The following is a 16,557-nucleotide window of genomic DNA, read 5'->3' as shown; positions in this document are numbered from 1 at the left end:
TTCATATACCTACTGCTGATAAATTTAGCTCTACTCAAATTGAATTCGTTTTCAAGCTAAATCTTGGCCCTAACCTAATTGCATCTTCTAAATGACTTGGTGCAAAGTGCGCGTAAACCATGGTTTGCTCAATCTTTGCATGACCAAGTATTTGCTGTAGCACCAAAATATTACCTCCATTCATCATAAAATGACTTGCGAAAGTATGCCTTAGAACATGGCTACACTGCCCTTTAGGCAAATTAATATCGGTTTTATTTATCGCCCTTTCAAACGCCTTTCGACAATCTGCTATTAACTTTGTAACAAAGATACAATGTAGATCCCTACATTTTAAACTCAACAGCACTTACCTTACCCGATAACTCATCTTGTACTGTTTGAAACAATTTAATTAGTGTTGAAGTTAAATACACCTGAAATTTTTCCAATCCTAAAGTGCGGTCAAATACATCAGTGGACAAAAAGCGTTTCATCTCAGCTATAAATGCTTCACTTTTAACAAGCTCAGCTAGGCGTTCAATTAAATTAGCAAGCAACACATCATAGTGATCAAGTTTATAGTCTACGATCTTGCTTTTTACTAAATCCATTTTCAATGTAGCGCCTTGCTGCTGTAACCAAGCGAGGTCCCAAATATCTCGATGCCGAACATATTTTGTTGTCGCAGGTAGCGAAATAATTTTATCTGCCATCACTTCATCTAGCGTCTCTGTTAAGATCAGAGTATCGCTATAGCCATCCGGCAAAAAGTCATAATTTGCTTGCAGAGGTAACGGCTCCTTTGTATAAGCTGGGATATTTGCTACTTCAAGTTTAATTTTTTGTTTAGGTATATCTTTTCTTTCAGGAAAGGTAAAAACTGCAATTTGCCACTTATCAATGTTTAATTCTGCATATTTTGGGTCTGTTTTTAACTCTTTTGGTTCTTTAACGCTTACTTCAAGTTCGTACCTTCCGCCGATATATTTTTCAATACAAGATTTCATGTCAGCCAGCATCGTAGAGCTAAAATCTTTACCACCTGCAAAATCTAAATCTTCACTAAAGCGATTTCCGCCATAACATAATCGTAAACATGTACCTCCTTGAAAAGTTAACTTGTCCAGAAACCCCGCTTTTTCTAACGCAAATAAAATATCGTAATGTAGGAGCTCTTTTTCTATAACTGCGCGCATGTGCGAAACATTATCACTTTGCATTGCTTGGTTTACTAACCTTGCGAAGTTCTGTTGATCAATTTTCATAACGTACGCTCCTCCAATTCATCTATATTAACCAAGTGGGTATTGCGGCCAACACGTTTTAAATCTCTATAAGCGATTTGTTTGGTGGCTAATCTAAGCGGCCTATCAATTAGATTTGTACCTTCCAGAATGTCCATCGGTGCACGTTTTGTATGGGTAAATTCAATGGTTCCAAACGGGGTTTTATATTCAGCCGAACGCCCTGTTGTCATTACTGTTAAGCGATCAACTGGAATTTGCGAGATAGCTCCAAATTCAGACAATGCAGATTCCAAACTAACGTAATTGTATTCACCACGTCTAATCGTTTTGGCAATCTGCTCTAACGTATCACTTCCCTTAGATTGCGCTAGAGTATATAAATACACGCCATTAATGATGCGCACAAGTAAGCCGTCATCTAGTAAACGCTTGATTCCCGCCCGCAAAGTTCGCTCGTTATCTTGATGGAAAATTTTCGAAAGATCTGAATTAGTAAAGATATAACGACCACGCTTATCGTATTCTGCAAGTTTTTTAATGGCCTCAGATTTCTTCAATATACACCTCAAGTCATCATTAATAACACATAAATATGCCATAATTGTAGACTTAACCGTTCACTTTAACAAGTCTACAAAAAAAACATATTATAGTGTCATATTTGTACACTTGAATATCATGCTTGGGGAAAGCTTTGTATTAGACAGGAAGAGCGTGTAGCGTGTAAAGTTACTAATTAAAATAGCCCGGCGGCTTACAATATCAAAGCTGATACATCGTAGAGAAGCATTATTCGCTTTATAAAAACGCTTCTGTTTTACTGCGCTGTTTTTGTGCAGGCTGTTAGCGTTTAACCTGCCTATACCCTGTTTTCTTTGCGCCTATGCGGGTTATCAATCTTGCATCTTTTAGAACTTTTATGCGCCTTTCGATGGTGCTTTGCGACTTGCCAGATTTTTCAGCAAGCTGGACATTGGTGATATAGCGGTCTTGCTCAATAAACGCCAAAATGGTTTTATCAACGTCAGATAATTTTAAACCCTCACTTAAACCCGCATTTAAACCTTCAGTTTCTGACGTTTTCGCCTCAGTTATTGCAGCAAAAATCATTTGTAACATGAACTCAATAAATGGAGCGCTATCGGTTTGCTGGGTACTTTGGCGAATAGCGAAGTAGTAGTCGTCTTGATGTTGATGCACCATACTTTCAACGGGAGTATTAATAAACACGTTATCAATTAGGTTATTAAATTGAGCAGTGGTTAATAAAGTAACACTTTCAAACTTTACTTGTACAGTCAGCTCATTGTTTATATAAATGAATTGCATAAAAAAACCCACAAATTTGATTACTCAAATTTGCGGGTTTTTTAGGGTTTTTAAATCAACGAATTTAAAAACCGATATTGGTGGAGCTGGGGGGATTTGAACCCCCGTCCGAAAAGCCTCGACCGTCGGTACTACATGTTTAGTATTGTCATTTAATTAACCTTTAAGTCCCGGACAAACACGGTAAATAAAGGCGAGGCCGCTTAGTTTTAACGCTTCAACCCCGGCCAGGGTTTCCGTCGCGATCAGGTGTTAGGGTGACACTCCAGAATCCAGTCCACAAGAATACATGGAAGGAGCGCTAGCCAGCCTAAGCTGCTAGAGAGTAGTTATCGTCGTTTGCGATTACTTTAAATTGCGGCTTTTTTACGAGGCAAACCGCACCTCGACATGCACCTCGGGCTTCTTGAATTCCGTCGAATCCTAATCAGCCCCTGAATTAGTAAACTCATTCAGAGTGTGCAAGCAGTATAACTGACTAAGGTGCTGATACTCAAGACTCTTCAGTGCTTTATTTTATTAGCCCCCACTAAGTGGTGATTAATTGCGCATAAAATGTAAATTATGCATTATCCTGCAAATAAAATAAACAATTACTTAACAAACCAGCATGGCTGTGCTCAAATAGCATACTAAACCACCATTTTGTATTAAAACTTTTAAATTAAGCATCTCGGTGAGTAATTAATAATAAAAACAGGCATATTCTAAAGGAAGTTATAAATGTCGCTGTTTAATCATGATCCCCAAACAGGTTTTGTTACACTTACCCAGCACCCAAAAAGCAGTGGCTTCCCTGTTACTAGCTCGCAATTGATTGAGTTAATCGAACAATCCCAGTACGCCGACTTTGAAGTTGTTAGTGCTAATATTGGCAAACTGTTTGCTCCAAGTAGTAATTATCAAGCTGATTCATTGATTATTGCTCGTGCGGTTGACGCCTCGCTACTCATTCAAATTGATGAAAAAAATATGGTTGCTGAAGCCACCTTAACCACTGCCCGAGGTGGTCAATTGATGTCTCTGGATAATGCCCGTGATGCGCTACTCGAAGCCGGAGTTATTCAAGGGATCAGCCAACGTGCATTAGATAACTTTTTAGGTCAACAATTTGAAAAAAACGCAGGGGCTTCATATAGTGCGATTGTAGCTCATGGCCGCAGACCTAAAGAAGGTAGCGATGCTAAATTTATTCGCTTATGTTCAACAGCACAAGACCGTGTTTTAAGCCCACAAGCAAAGGAAGGTGGCAAAGTTGATATGCGCAACTTAGGCGCCATAATCACTGTAAACCCTGGTACCCCATTAATGCAGCGCATAGCGGCAACACAGGGTGAAGACGGCTACACTGTGTTTGGTGACACTATTCCTGCTTGCCCCGGTAAAGACCTTCCTCTACAGCCCTTTGAAGGAACTAAATTAGACCCAGATAACCCTAATATGCTTATTGCTGATAGTAAAGGTGTACCCGTCGCATTACCACGAGGCATGCGTGTTGATGACGTATTATGTTTTGATAACGTTGATATTGGTACTGGTCATGTTGATTTTGATGGCAGTGTCATTATCAGTGGCGATATAAAAGACGGTATGCGTGTACGCGCCAGCGGTGACGTTACTGTGTTAGGCTTTGTAGAGTCAGGCAAAATAGACAGTGCAAGTGCGGTCACCGTGTTGCTAGGGGCAATTGGCCGAAAACGTGAAGATGGTGATGAGTTTACATGTAAGATAAAAGCCGCAAGAACAATCTCATTAGGATACGCCCAATATTGTTTTATTGAGGGGCAACAAGATTTATTTATAGAGCGCCAAGCTCTACACTGCGATTTAAGTGCGCGGCGGTTAATTAGAGTAGGTAAAGCGAATAACCCCAAGGGTAAAATTATTGGGGGTAGTATTTTAAATGCAATGCGTATTGAAACGGGTGAACTAGGTGCGCCTTCTGGTACTAAAACAAAGGTACACCTCGCCCAATATTGGCATGACTTACGACAAAAACAGATTCAAGTCTCTGACTTTGAAAAGCTACTGGCTACAAAAGCCGCATCACTTAAACAAGCGCGTAAAAAAGCAGTTAAAATTCCCGCAGCCGATAAGCGACAGCTATTTTTAACTAAAATAGCAGCCAGTGAAGAACAAATAAATATAAGAATTGCGCATATTAAGCGTAAGAAGCATTTAATTAAAACCAAAATAGCGCAGCTTTTAGCAACCAGCCGAGTAAAAGTTAATGAGCTAATGCATCCAGGTGTGGAATTAAAAATAGCAAAAGACTCAAAAAACTTTTCCCGTATTTACCCGCCTCATTTAGTAAAAATGAGTGAAGGAAAAATTACTCAGTCGTTTTAGCGGCTGAGTCTTGCGTTGATGCTTCAGTATCTGATTCGTCTTCAATTTCAGCTAGCGGCCAACCACCTAATTGCTGCCAACGATTCACAATTAAACAATATAACTCAGCTGTACGCTCTGTATCGTAAAGTGCTGAGTGAGCTTGTTTGTTATCAAACTCAATCCCCGCAGCACGGCACGCTTTAGCGAGTACTGTTTGACCAAGAGCAAGTCCAGCTAAAGAGGTTGTGTCAAAACTGACAAACGGATGAAAGGGTGTGCGCTTAATTTTATTACGCTCAATGGCTGCATTTAAAAAACCATGATCAAATGCCGCATTATGTGCCACCACGACAGAGCGCTGACAGCCTGCTGCTTTTTGCGCTTTACGTACAGCTTTGCAGACTTCTTTTATTGCTTCGTCTTCAGGTACTGCGCCACGAAGTGGCGAAAAAGGATCAATACCGTTAAATTCAATAGCAGCTTGTTCAATATTGGCACCTTCGAATGGCTGCACATGAAAATGAACCGTGTGATCAATACTTAACAAGCCTTCGTCATCCATTTTTAAAATAGAGACCGCAATTTCTAATAGCGCATCAGTTTCTTTATTAAAGCCCGCAGTTTCAACGTCAATAACAACAGGAAAAAAGCCACGAAAGCGTTTTGCGAAAAGTGTTTGTTCAGTATTTGCCATAGTCTTCTTGGTTTATGGATATAAGCCTTCTATTATGACAAAGTTGATGCCCTCTAGGCTAGGGGTTAAGGGATTTATTACACGATAAATTATAGGCATGTATATTGCTTATGTATGAATTAGGTTTATACATTAATTAAGCCCGTAGCCTTGAAAACCTACTTATTTGAATTAAATAAGCTCTTAAGCTGGTGCATTGAGCCAAAATTTTGGCACGTTAAAGCAAATAGAAAGTTAATATTGTTGGAGAACCCTACTGTGAAGTTATCATCCTTATCTTTTGGTATCACAACAATTGCCCTACTATCGAGTAGCTTGGCAGATGCTGCGATGCGCCAATACAGTGCAGATGCCGATACCTCACAATGGGAAGTAGTAAAAACCACTCGCTTACAATGTCAGTTAAATCATGAAGTTCCTTACTACGGCGAAGCCATATTTAGCACCACGGCGAGTAAGAACAAAGATGTTTTATTTAACTTAGATATGGTGGTTAGGCCAGATAATTACAGCATCGCAGGACTAAAAGCGGTGCCACCCTCTTGGCGGGCTGGTCTTGCTGCGCGTGATATAGCAAACATGAAGTTATTGCGAAAATTTGACGGTGAACTTGGCAATAAAACAGCATGGGAAATGCTCACGGAGCTAGAGAAAGGTTACTACCCTACTTTTTATTATCAAGACTGGCAAAATAGTGCCGACAAAATTGCCGTCGGTCTATCAAGTATTAATTTTAAACAAGCTTACTGGGCTTTTTTGCAATGTCGTGATGAGTTACTCCCATACAGCTTTGAAGATATTTCATTTACGGTGATGAATTATCAACCTAATACCAGCACACTAACTAAATCATCACAACAGCGCTTAGATAAAATAGCGGAGTATTTAAAACACGATACCAGTATCGCTTCAATTTCTATCGATTCATACACTGATAGCTATGGTGGGCGCTGGAACAATTTAGAATTATCTAAAAAGCGCGCCAAAGCCATTAAAGATTATATGGTCAGTTTAGGTATTGATGAGTCAAAAGTTGAAACACAAGGCTTTGGTGAAAAGCGCCATGTTGCAACAAATGACAATATTTTAGGCCGAGATAAAAACCGCCGTTTAGTGATCCAAATAGCAAAAATGTAATGTTAACTTTTAAGAGGTTTGTTTTTTAACTTACCTCTTTTGCTAAACCACCCTTCGCCAAATTGAAATACCGCTAAACTTAATAATATTATTACAGCTCCCATAATGAGTTGCAGATCTACAGGTTCGTTGTTTAACCATGCCCCTAGAGCAATAGCGAAGCTAGGTGTGATGAGCGTGGTTAAAGCAACCGTGCTTGCTGCTAACTTTTGCAGAACATGAAAATAAGCAAGTGCGCCGATTAACGAGCCAAACACCCCTAAATAGACTATTGACCATAGTGACTTAGCCGACCAAAGCGCACTATTGAGTTCACCATCAAGCAACCACCAAGTAATAAAGAATAAGGGGGTTACAAATATCAGGGCACCAAATGTTGTGGCCATTGGATGTATCGCAATTTTAACGCGCTTGATCATGACACCACTTAAACTAAAAAAGCAGACGGCCAATAGTACATATAGCAGCCCTTGCATTTGCATTAGTGAACCTTGAATATGCCTTTGGCTGACCAAGTACAAACCTATTAATGCAAAAGCCAATGCAATAAGTTTTATCGCGCTGAACTTAGGTTCGTTTAATAACCGCTGAGCCAGCAAACCAGATAAAATAGGTGCTAAGCCAAAAGTTAATGAGATTAACCCTGACGGCACCGTTTTAGCTGCCATATAACTAAGTAGCATGCCACCATAAATACCAATACTAGAGTAACCATATAAAAAACAAGCCCGACGATGCCAGGGAATACGCACATTTGCAATCGATACGACAAACGCCGCTAACACCAAGCCAATAAGCATGCGCATCAGCACAGCAAGGGTTGGAGCAACTGTTTCACTGCTAAATACGATGCCTATCGGTGTTGTTGACCATATCAACACCATAAACAAATAAGATACTTTGACGTTCACCCGGCTATTCCTTTATGGAAGCGGTACAACACAGAAGAGAAAAAGAGGATTCTAACCGCGTTATACCGCGGTTAAAATAAAAACTATATTTTACCGCGACCCATACATGAGCGCATCACTGATAGAGTCAGCCATGGGCACAAAATTGAAGGTACTCGGTTAGTTAGTTGCATTTAATTATCTACTAAAAATCTGAAAAATAAGGATATACCTATAGAAATAGCAGACTTGGTTTATAAGTCAACATAAATTAGGTTTCAGTGAATAAATTAAGCACTGTATTACGCATGTAAATCATAAGTTACATTTAATTTCTTTGATTTATAACAAAACTATTTAAGTTTGTGCCAACTAGTTATATCTTGCTTGCCTCTCACGAAGTTTCAAGGGTAAAAGAGTGCTTAAAAATAAAACAATAGGCAGCATGTTAATTGTTGCAGGTACCACCATAGGCGCAGGGATGTTGGCGCTACCTATTGCAAGTGCAGGACTTGGGTTTACTACCGCCCTTACATTGATAGTCGCTACATGGTTATTAATGACATACACCGCATTACTTATGCTCGAGTTACATCAGCATGCCGAGCGCGATGCAACATTAAATACGTTAGCAAAATCATGGCTGGGGAAGCGTGGCCAATACGTGGCTAATTTTTCTGTGATGTTTTTATTCTACGCATTATGCGCTGCATATATCGCAGGGGGTGGTGCTCAATTACAAGAAAAGATAAATTCTGGGCTAAACTTAGATCTAGCACCACAAATTGGCTCTATTATTATTGCTGTTGTTATTGGCACCGTGGTCACCCTTGGCACAAGTAAGGTCGATAAACTTAATCGGGTGTTATTTAGTATTAAAATAATTGTACTTGCGAGCTTGTTTTACATGCTGACGCCTTATGTTCATGGCCAGCATTTACTTGAAATGCCCATCGAACAAGGGCTTATTTTATCAGCCATTCCGGTTGTATTTACCTCTTTTGGTTTTCATGGCTCCATTCCTTCTATTGTTAAATACGTTGGATTGGATATTAAAACACTGCGCCGCGTTATGATCGCAGGTGCTGCACTACCACTCGTTATTTATATTTTTTGGCAACTAATTAGCCAAGGTATGATGAGTCAAGCTGAGCTTTTAACCAGCACGGGTTTACCCGGTTTTGTGACGAGCATGGCCAATATTGCCAATAATTCAGCGGTTTCAACGGCCGTTAACTTATTTGCCGATTTAGCCTTAGCCACTTCGTTTTTAGGGGTAAGTTTAGGCTTGTTCGATTTTTTTGCTGATGCATTTAAAAAAGGCGATGGAGGTAAAGACCGTATTAAAACCGCCTTGATTACTTTTATTCCACCTTTAGGTTTTGCCCTTTTCTACCCGCAGGGCTTTATCATGGCGCTTGGCTACGCAGCGATAGCACTCGTCATTTTGGCCGTATTTTTACCCGTCGCCATGGTATACCAACAACGTAAAAGCGAATATGCTGGCTACAATGTTAAAGGAGGTAACTTAGGACTTGCGATTGCAGGGCTATGCGGTGTGTTAATAATAAGCGCACAAGGCCTGCAAATGGCTGGTTTAATTCCTGCTATTGGTTAACTGGTTAACTGCAAATATTTACACTTTCCTATAACAACAAAAAAGGCACATTGAGTGCCTTTTTTGTCAATAAAATACAAGTCTCGCTTATTTAAGTTTAGTACTAAGCCTTTCAAATAACGCTGGTAGCTCTCTTTCTGCAATGGGTGGGCTATAATAGTAACCTTGCACAATGAAGCAGTTATTGTTCTGTAAAAACTCAACCTGCTCAACCGTTTCTACTCCTTCGGCAACAACATCTAGCTTAAGCTTTTGCGCCATCGCGATGATTGCTGCGGTAATTTCCATATCATTGGAGTCATCCGGAATATCTTTTACAAATGAACGGTCAACTTTTAATATATCAACAGGGAAACGTTTTAAGTAACTCAATGACGAATAACCCGTACCAAAATCGTCAATCGATATAGAAATCCCCAAGTCTTTAAGTTGATGAAGTTGTAATATCGCAGCTTCAACATTGCCCATTAACATGCTTTCGGTTAGTTCTAAGTGCAAGCGTTTTGCTGGGACTTGTGTTTTCTCAATAATAGAGGCAAGTAGTGGTACTAGGTTAGCGTCTTTAAATTGGCGCGCAGAGAGGTTGATAGAAATATTATTTTCACGTTCTTGTCTGGCTAACCTTGCAGCAAACTCACAGGCTTCTTGTAGCACCCATGCACCAAGCTCAACAATTAGGCCTGTTGCTTCAGCAATAGGGATAAACTTAGTCGGCGGGATCATGCCTTCGGTTGGGTGAAACCAACGAATTAGTGCTTCGTAGCCCGTAACTTGCTGCGTTCTACAATCTACCTGTGGTTGATAATATAGTAGAAACTGACGCTCTTTAATTGCTAAGCGTAATTCATTTTCAATAAATAAACGTTCATTAGCAGCAGCGTTAAGCTCTTGGCTATAGAAGTGAAAAGTATTTCGCCCTTTTGCTTTCGCCTCATACATTGCTAAATCAGCATGTTTTAATAGCTGATCTTCTTCTTGACTATCGTATGGTGCCATTGTAATTCCGATACTGGCACTTATAATCACTTCATTATTGCCTAACATAATAGGCTCATTTAGTGTTCTTTGTATTGTATTGGCCACCTCTGTGGCGTGCTCTTGTTGTTCAATGCCACTGAGTAGCACAGCAAATTCGTCGCCGCCTAAACGAGCTATTGTATCTTCAGCACGCAAGCGTTTTTTCAACCGGTTTGCCACTTCAACGAGCAATTGATCACCAGCATCGTGGCCAAGTGTATCGTTTATCCGTTTAAACTCGTCTAAATCAAAATAAAATAACGCAAAGGCATAATGTCCTCGCTCAGCAAGTGCCATTGATTTACGTAATTGCATTCTAAAAAAGGTACGATTTGCCAGCCCAGTTAAGGTATCAAAGTATGCTAATTGCTCCATTTTGCGCTGGCTTTCTTTTACGAACGAAATATCTTGAGCAGATGCCACATAACTGGTGATCTCCCCGCCCTCTTCACGAATAGGCGAAATACTCAATGAAACCCAGATAGGCGCTTTATCTAACCCTTGTATTAAGGTATCACCGCGCCAATAATTTCGGCTGCGTAGATCTATATCTATGTCATCCACCAAAATAGCCATTTCATCAGCAATAATGCTTAACAGTGGCGACTGCATAAAGTGCTTTTCGCTAAATTTGGTCATTTCTAGCATTTTTGGATTAACGTACTCAATCACAAAATTATGATCGGTTATCACTACCCCAGTGCCAGAGAACGCTACAGCCTTTGAAAGTCTATTTGCCGCTTTTTCTGCGATTTCTTTTTCAGTGATCCGCTGATTTAAACCATCAATAAGTTTACGGATCTCCACCGCCATATCACGAAAGGAACCATTTAAAGTACCTATTTCGTCTTTATTTTCTTTTGGAAATTCAATTTGTAAGTGTCCTTTACCAAAACTCGTGACTGCATGCACTAAAGAGTGGATTCGGCGTAAAACAAGTTGATACAACGCTTGGTGCAATAGCAAAGCGACTAAAATGGCATATAAAATAAATAAACCAAAAAACTTTACTTTAAGTTCTTGCAACGCAGATAGCGCCGAAGAACGCTTTTTATAAATACCGATATACCAATCTAAGTGCTCAACTTTACGGATATTAATAATGTGGGTTTCACCATCTTGAATAAATGAATCAGCATTTTTTGGCAATTTCATTTTAATCGTTTGATTTATAAGCTGTTGTAAATCTGTATTAACAAAATCACTGGTACGTAGGGGTTTACCAGCTTGGCCATATTGTTCGTACTGATTTTTGGTCAACTTTGGATGCGCAAGTAGTTGGCCTTTACTGTCAAATACAAACAAGTGCTGATCGTTATCACCTACGGGAAGTTGCGATATTAATGTTTCAAGAGCCAGATCACTGCCTGTAACGCCAAAAAACTCATTATTAATATAAATTGGCACCAATACACTAATAACCCATTTATGCCAGATTTGATCATAATAAACTTGTGACCATACGGCTTCGCGCGTTGGGTTTAGTGCTTCTTTAGCGTAGTTAAAACTGCTGCCATCAGTAAACTGGTGCTCACTGGCAACATTAAGTGCCCAATTAGGTGGCGCAATACGGATAAAATTATCTTTTGAGATCAGATAAAAGTTAAAAAAATCTTGGATCAAAGTGGGGGAAACTATTTTCCATAATGACTCAGAATCATTAATTAGTTTTTTATAAAACGGAGTGAACTCTTGCTGCGGTAAAAAAGCTGCTGACAACCCGTCTTCTGACGCGCTACGAATACTGCCATCTGCATCAAAACTCAATTTAGCATTTTGGCTACTTGCCAATTGAGAAGAATTATAGAAAAGTTGACTCGATACAACTGTATTCGCTTGCTCTGCAATATTAACCTTTGTTTTCACTAGGTTATTAAATTGCTGGTTCAAACGTTCGCTAGATAGCTTCAGCACTTCGTGTTCTTCAAACACGAGTTGTTTTTCTTCAGATTTAAGCATTAGTGCAGCCGCACAAATGCCAGCGATCAAACAAATCGCTGAAATTAACAGCGACAGTTTCATACTTAATGAATTAACACCAAAACGTGATGGTGGGCGTCTATACACCACAAGCCAACCTTATTTATTAATAATTGTTATTATTTGAATCGACACTCAGAAATATACCAGATCCCTATTTAGATTTATAAATTTTTTGTAAATATTCATAAAAAAACTCAATTCTACGAATAAACGAGTTCAATTGCCCGATTAAAGACAATAGAGTGTTGACTTTATAGCCTAGTCTCCATACATTTAAAGCATGAACATAAAATTCTCGCTTTTCACATTTTCTTTTTTTAGCTTCTTTATCAAATAGAAGAGGCTTACCTGTTTGCGAGATTAAATCAACCGAATAGCAAAGCCTCCCAACTGGGAGGCTTTTTTGTTTTTGCCTTTTTAAGGTAACTTTTGGAATGAGGAACCCAAATGACAAATGATGTACTAAATTCGCTCAGACATGATATCAACGAGATTGATTCAGACCTGCTTGTGCTACTTGCCAAGCGCCGCCGTATTAGTCATGGCGTAGTAGAGTATAAAATAGCTAATAACAAACCGATTCGTGATGAAGCGCGTGAGCAAGCTTTACTCGAAAAGTTAATTGGTTACGGTAAATCCTTGGGATTAGATGCTTATTATGTCAATAACGTATTTCAAACAATTTTAGAAGATTCAGTGCTCAATCAGCAGGCCATGCTACAGAAGAATTTAAACCCTGACGCAATGAGCGAAACTCACCGTGTTGCTTATTTAGGTGGTCAAGGTACGTACAGCCAATTAGCCTGTCATAAGTACTTTAGTCGTCGCCCTGGCAAACTGGTTGAACTTGGCTGTGCAAGTTTCGAACAAATTACTGGTAATGTAGAAAGCGGCCAAGCCGATTTTGGTTTATTGCCTATCGAAAACACCAGCTCAGGTAGTATTAATGAAGTCTTTGACTTACTGCAACATGCACAAGTATCCATCGTGGGCGAAGTAACTCACAGTGTTGAACATTGTTTATTAGCCTCACCTGATACAGAGCTCAGCAAATTAACTAAAATTTTTGCTCATCCACAACCTTTTGCGCAATGTAGCCGATTTTTACAAGGCTTAGGCGATATTCAACATGAAACCTCTGACTCTACTGCAAGTGCATTACAATCAGCAATTGACACACCTAATAGTGCAGCGATAGGCTCAGCCCAAGCAGGCAAACATGTCGGGTTAGAAGTATTAAAATCAGGCCTTGCTAACCAACGCGAAAACCATAGCCGCTTTATTGTGGTTGCTCGCCAACCACTTCAAGTGTCAAAGCAAATTCCAACAAAAACCAGTTTAATTATGGCCACTAAGCAACAAGCCGGTTCATTGGCAGATGCATTAATGATTTTCAAAGAGCACAATATTAACTTAGTGAAGCTTGAATCTCGTCCAGTGCCTGGAAACCCATGGGAAGAAGTATTCTATGTTGATTTAGAAGCCAACTTAGTAGATAACCACGTGCAGCACGCTTTAGAGCAGCTAAAAGAGCATACGCAATACGTACGTGTGCTTGGCTGCTATCAAAGTGAGTCATTACAAGCGGTGAGTGTTGAGGCTTAAATTTAGTATATTTAAATGATTTAAGGCCAGCAAATTGCTGGCCTTAATATTTGATAATTCACACCACTAGCGTGCGCTGAATATCAACCCATTTTCATCGGCATCTATCACTATCATACTGCCACTTTGATACTCACCTGCTAGCAGTTTTTGCGCCAGTGGATTCTCAATGGTATGTTGAATAGCGCGTTTAAGTGGTCGCGCCCCATAAACTGGATCAAAGCCGCTGGCTGCAATCCGCTCTAAAGCTGCATCGCTAATATCTAATAAATACCCCATTTCAGTTAAGCGCTCTCGCAATTTCGTTAACTGAATATCCGCAATTTCTTTAATATGCTCATTAGCAAGTGAATGGAACACCACGGTTTCATCAATTCGGTTAATGAACTCTGGTCTAAATTGGCTCACCAACACACCCATCACTTTTTCTTTTAGGGTATCGTAGTCGTTATTACCCGCTTGCTCTTGAATGATATCTGAGCCAAGATTTGAGGTCATAATGATCACGGTGTTTTTAAAGTCAACCGTGCGCCCTTGACCATCGGTTAAGCGGCCATCATCTAATACTTGCAGTAAAATATTAAATACATCAGGGTGCGCTTTTTCTATTTCATCAAGCAAGATGACAGAATATGGGCGACGTCGCACAGCTTCAGTTAAATAACCGCCCTCTTCATAACCTACATAGCCCGGAGGTGCTCCCACTAAGCGCGCGACTGAATGTTTTTCCATAAACTCTGACATATCAATGCGCACCATGGCACTTTCAGTGTCAAACATGTACGTGGCAAGCGCTTTGGTCAACTCTGTTTTACCCACCCCTGTTGGGCCTAAGAATAAAAATGAGCCAATTGGACGATTAGGATCCGCAAGCCCTGCACGGGAACGACGAATTGCGTTTGAAACTGCAACAACCGCTTCATCTTGCCCTATTACTTTAGCATGGAGTTGATCTTCCATTTGTAATAGCTTTTCACGCTCACCTTGAAGCATTTTAGATACAGGAATACCTGTCCAACGCGATAAGATCTCCGCTATTTCATCTTCGCCAACTTGGTTTTTTAGCAAGCTCATATCTTGCATTTCAGCTTGTGAGGCTAAATCAAGTTTGCGCTCTAAATCGGGAATACGCCCATATTGTAACTCCGACATACGTTGTAAATCGGTTGCACGTCTTGCAACTTCTAAATCTAAACGCGCTTGTTCAAGCTCCGCTTTGATTACTTGAGTGCCTTGTAACGAGGCTTTTTCTGCGTTCCACACTTCATCAAGTTCACGATATTGTGATTCAAGTTCACCGATAAGCTCTTGCATCTCTGTACGACGTTTTTGACTGGCTTCATCTTTTTCTTTGGCAAGGGCGTTATCTTCCAGTTTTAACTGAATAATACGACGCTCTAATTTATCTAAAGATTCGGGCTTTGAATCTATTTGCAAACGAATTGAAGAACCCGCTTCGTCAATTAAATCAATCGCTTTATCAGGAAGTTGCCTGTCGCTAATATAGCGATGTGATAAATGCGCCGCAGCTACTATTGCAGGATCGGTAATATCAACACTGTGATGTAATTCATAGCGCTCTTTTAAGCCACGTAAAATAGCGATAGTGTCTTCAACTGATGGCTCTTCAACAAGCACTTTTTGAAAGCGACGTTCGAGTGCGGCATCTTTTTCAATGTATTGGCGATATTCATCAAGGGTTGTTGCACCCACGCAGTGTAATTCACCACGAGCTAGCGCAGGCTTTAACATATTACCCGCATCCATTGCACCATCGGTTTTACCAGCGCCGACCATAGTATGTATTTCATCAATAAAGAGAATAACTTGGCCTTCTTCTTTAGCTAACTCGTTCAATACTGATTTTAATCGCTCTTCAAACTCACCGCGGTATTTGGCTCCTGCCACCAGCGCACCTAAATCAAGTGACAATACGCGCTTGTTTTTTAGTCCTTCTGGCACTTCGCCATTAATAATACGCTGCGCTAACCCTTCGGCAATAGCTGTTTTCCCTACACCGGGCTCACCGATTAATACCGGGTTATTTTTGGTACGACGTTGTAATACCTGAATGGTTCGGCGAATTTCATCATCGCGGCCGATCACAGGGTCTAGCTTACCTTGCTCTGCACGCTCGGTAAGGTCTATAGTAAACTTTTTCAGGGCTTGACGGGTTTCTTCGGCATTGGGGTCATCCACCTTTTGCCCACCGCGAATCGCTTCAATCGCAGTCTCTATTTTCGTCGCTGTTACATTTAAAGCACGGAAAATATCACCAAGAGGACCTTTGTCTTCACAGGCGGCAAGTACAAATAATTCGCTAGAGATAAACTTATCTTTACGCTTTTGCGCATATTTATCACATAAGTTAATCAGCGAAACCATGTTGTTAGACAGTTGAACATCACCGCCTACACCTTCTACTTTGAATAACTTTTCAATTTCTTTTGACAGTTTAGTATTAAGCTCGTCTGCACTAACACCTGCTTGTGCTAATAAAGCACGCACACTAGAGCCACTTTGTTGTAACAGTGAGTACATCAAGTGAACAGGCTCAATAAATTGATGGTCACGACCAAGTGCCAATGATTGCGCATCAGAAAGCGCAGATTGAAATTTACTGGTAAATCTATCTAAACGCATGAGGGGTACCTATTAAAAAAACTAATTACTTTATTAATGGGTATGTTCGATGATTTGTTCAAGGTTTTGAAGGTAATATAT

The 16,557-nt window shown here is 40.1% G+C and carries 12 protein-coding genes and 1 other RNA gene; 4 read left to right on the top strand and 9 right to left on the bottom strand.

Going from position 1 to position 16,557, the window contains the following annotated elements; all coding sequences use genetic code 11:
• Positions 1-34: 34 nt before the first annotated feature.
• From B5G52_RS07940 to ssrA, 5 genes are all read right to left on the bottom strand, one after another.
• On the bottom strand, positions 35-349 hold the full coding sequence (locus tag B5G52_RS07940; RefSeq protein WP_254911169.1) for a tyrosine-type recombinase/integrase: 315 nt from the start codon (positions 347-349) through the stop codon (positions 35-37).
• Entirely contained in the window at positions 327-1,247 is a 921-nt protein-coding gene (locus B5G52_RS07935; protein ID WP_087532108.1) for a nucleotidyl transferase AbiEii/AbiGii toxin family protein, read from the bottom strand. The genes B5G52_RS07940 and B5G52_RS07935 overlap by 23 nt, the downstream gene beginning before the upstream one ends.
• Positions 1,244-1,786, bottom strand: a complete 543-nt coding sequence (locus tag B5G52_RS07930; protein WP_087532107.1) for a type IV toxin-antitoxin system AbiEi family antitoxin — start codon at positions 1,784-1,786, stop codon at positions 1,244-1,246. Before B5G52_RS07930 ends, B5G52_RS07935 begins: the two co-directional genes overlap by 4 nt.
• 286 nt (positions 1,787-2,072) lie before the next feature.
• Positions 2,073-2,558 (bottom strand): winged helix-turn-helix transcriptional regulator, encoded by a 486-nt coding sequence (locus tag B5G52_RS07925; protein ID WP_087532106.1) that lies wholly within the window; start codon positions 2,556-2,558, stop codon positions 2,073-2,075.
• A 78-nt stretch (positions 2,559-2,636) separates the two neighbouring features.
• Positions 2,637-2,993: a transfer-messenger RNA gene (gene ssrA / locus B5G52_RS07920) on the bottom strand.
• Positions 2,994-3,281: 288 nt separating this feature from the next.
• Here ssrA and B5G52_RS07915 point away from each other — a divergent pair.
• Positions 3,282-4,907 carry a DUF342 domain-containing protein gene (locus tag B5G52_RS07915; protein WP_087532105.1) on the top strand — a complete coding sequence of 542 codons (1,626 nt, stop codon included), beginning with the start codon at positions 3,282-3,284 and terminating at the stop codon, positions 4,905-4,907.
• Here B5G52_RS07915 and rnt read toward each other — a convergent pair.
• A complete protein-coding gene (gene rnt / locus B5G52_RS07910) occupies positions 4,891-5,583 on the bottom strand; it encodes a ribonuclease T (protein WP_087532104.1) in 693 nt (230 codons plus the stop codon). The two genes, B5G52_RS07915 and rnt, sit on opposite strands and share 17 nt — an antisense overlap.
• Positions 5,584-5,868: 285 nt before the next feature.
• Between rnt and B5G52_RS07905 the strand changes: the two genes are divergently transcribed.
• The gene (locus B5G52_RS07905) at positions 5,869-6,720 is read left to right on the top strand and encodes an OmpA family protein (protein WP_254911172.1); all 852 of its coding nucleotides are present in this window, start codon (positions 5,869-5,871) and stop codon (positions 6,718-6,720) included.
• Positions 6,721-6,722: 2 nt separating this feature from the next.
• Here the strand turns inward: B5G52_RS07905 and B5G52_RS07900 are convergent, their stop codons facing one another.
• Positions 6,723-7,631, bottom strand: coding sequence for a DMT family transporter (locus tag B5G52_RS07900; protein WP_087532103.1), 909 nt, complete (start codon positions 7,629-7,631; stop codon positions 6,723-6,725).
• Positions 7,632-8,028: 397 nt separating this feature from the next.
• Here B5G52_RS07900 and B5G52_RS07895 point away from each other — a divergent pair, with 397 nt between their 5' ends.
• The gene (locus tag B5G52_RS07895) at positions 8,029-9,228 is read left to right on the top strand and encodes an aromatic amino acid transport family protein (protein ID WP_087532102.1); all 1,200 of its coding nucleotides are present in this window, start codon (positions 8,029-8,031) and stop codon (positions 9,226-9,228) included.
• A gap of 87 nt (positions 9,229-9,315) precedes the next feature.
• Here the strand turns inward: B5G52_RS07895 and B5G52_RS07890 are convergent, their stop codons facing one another.
• The gene (locus B5G52_RS07890) at positions 9,316-12,315 is read right to left on the bottom strand and encodes an EAL domain-containing protein (RefSeq protein WP_176372525.1); all 3,000 of its coding nucleotides are present in this window, start codon (positions 12,313-12,315) and stop codon (positions 9,316-9,318) included.
• Between the two features lie 360 nt (positions 12,316-12,675).
• Here B5G52_RS07890 and B5G52_RS07885 point away from each other — a divergent pair, with 360 nt between their 5' ends.
• The gene (locus B5G52_RS07885; protein WP_087532101.1) at positions 12,676-13,833 is read left to right on the top strand and encodes a chorismate mutase; all 1,158 of its coding nucleotides are present in this window, start codon (positions 12,676-12,678) and stop codon (positions 13,831-13,833) included.
• 66 nt (positions 13,834-13,899) lie between these two features.
• On the opposite strand, the gene clpB is transcribed toward B5G52_RS07885, so the two are convergent.
• Positions 13,900-16,476, bottom strand: a complete 2,577-nt coding sequence (gene clpB / locus B5G52_RS07880) for an ATP-dependent chaperone ClpB (protein ID WP_087532100.1) — start codon at positions 16,474-16,476, stop codon at positions 13,900-13,902.
• Positions 16,477-16,557 lie beyond the last annotated feature (81 nt).

Source organism: Pseudoalteromonas sp. A601 (genome assembly GCF_002165575.1).
GTDB lineage: Bacteria > Pseudomonadota > Gammaproteobacteria > Enterobacterales > Alteromonadaceae > Pseudoalteromonas.
Note: the sequence above shows the minus strand (reverse complement) of the source record. Positions and strands in the feature narration are given on the sequence as shown.

Excerpts from the sequence above, each read along its gene's own strand:
- B5G52_RS07925 (WP_087532106.1), bottom strand. The coding sequence starts at position 2,558 with ATGCAATTCATTTATATAAACAATGAGCTGACTGTACAAGTAAAGTTT.
- B5G52_RS07915 (WP_087532105.1), top strand. The coding sequence starts at position 3,282 with ATGTCGCTGTTTAATCATGATCCCCAAACAGGTTTTGTTACACTTACC.
- B5G52_RS07935 (WP_087532108.1), bottom strand. The coding sequence starts at position 1,247 with ATGAAAATTGATCAACAGAACTTCGCAAGGTTAGTAAACCAAGCAATG.
- clpB (WP_087532100.1), bottom strand. The coding sequence starts at position 16,476 with ATGCGTTTAGATAGATTTACCAGTAAATTTCAATCTGCGCTTTCTGAT.
- B5G52_RS07885 (WP_087532101.1), top strand. The coding sequence starts at position 12,676 with ATGACAAATGATGTACTAAATTCGCTCAGACATGATATCAACGAGATT.
- rnt (WP_087532104.1), bottom strand. The coding sequence starts at position 5,583 with ATGGCAAATACTGAACAAACACTTTTCGCAAAACGCTTTCGTGGCTTT.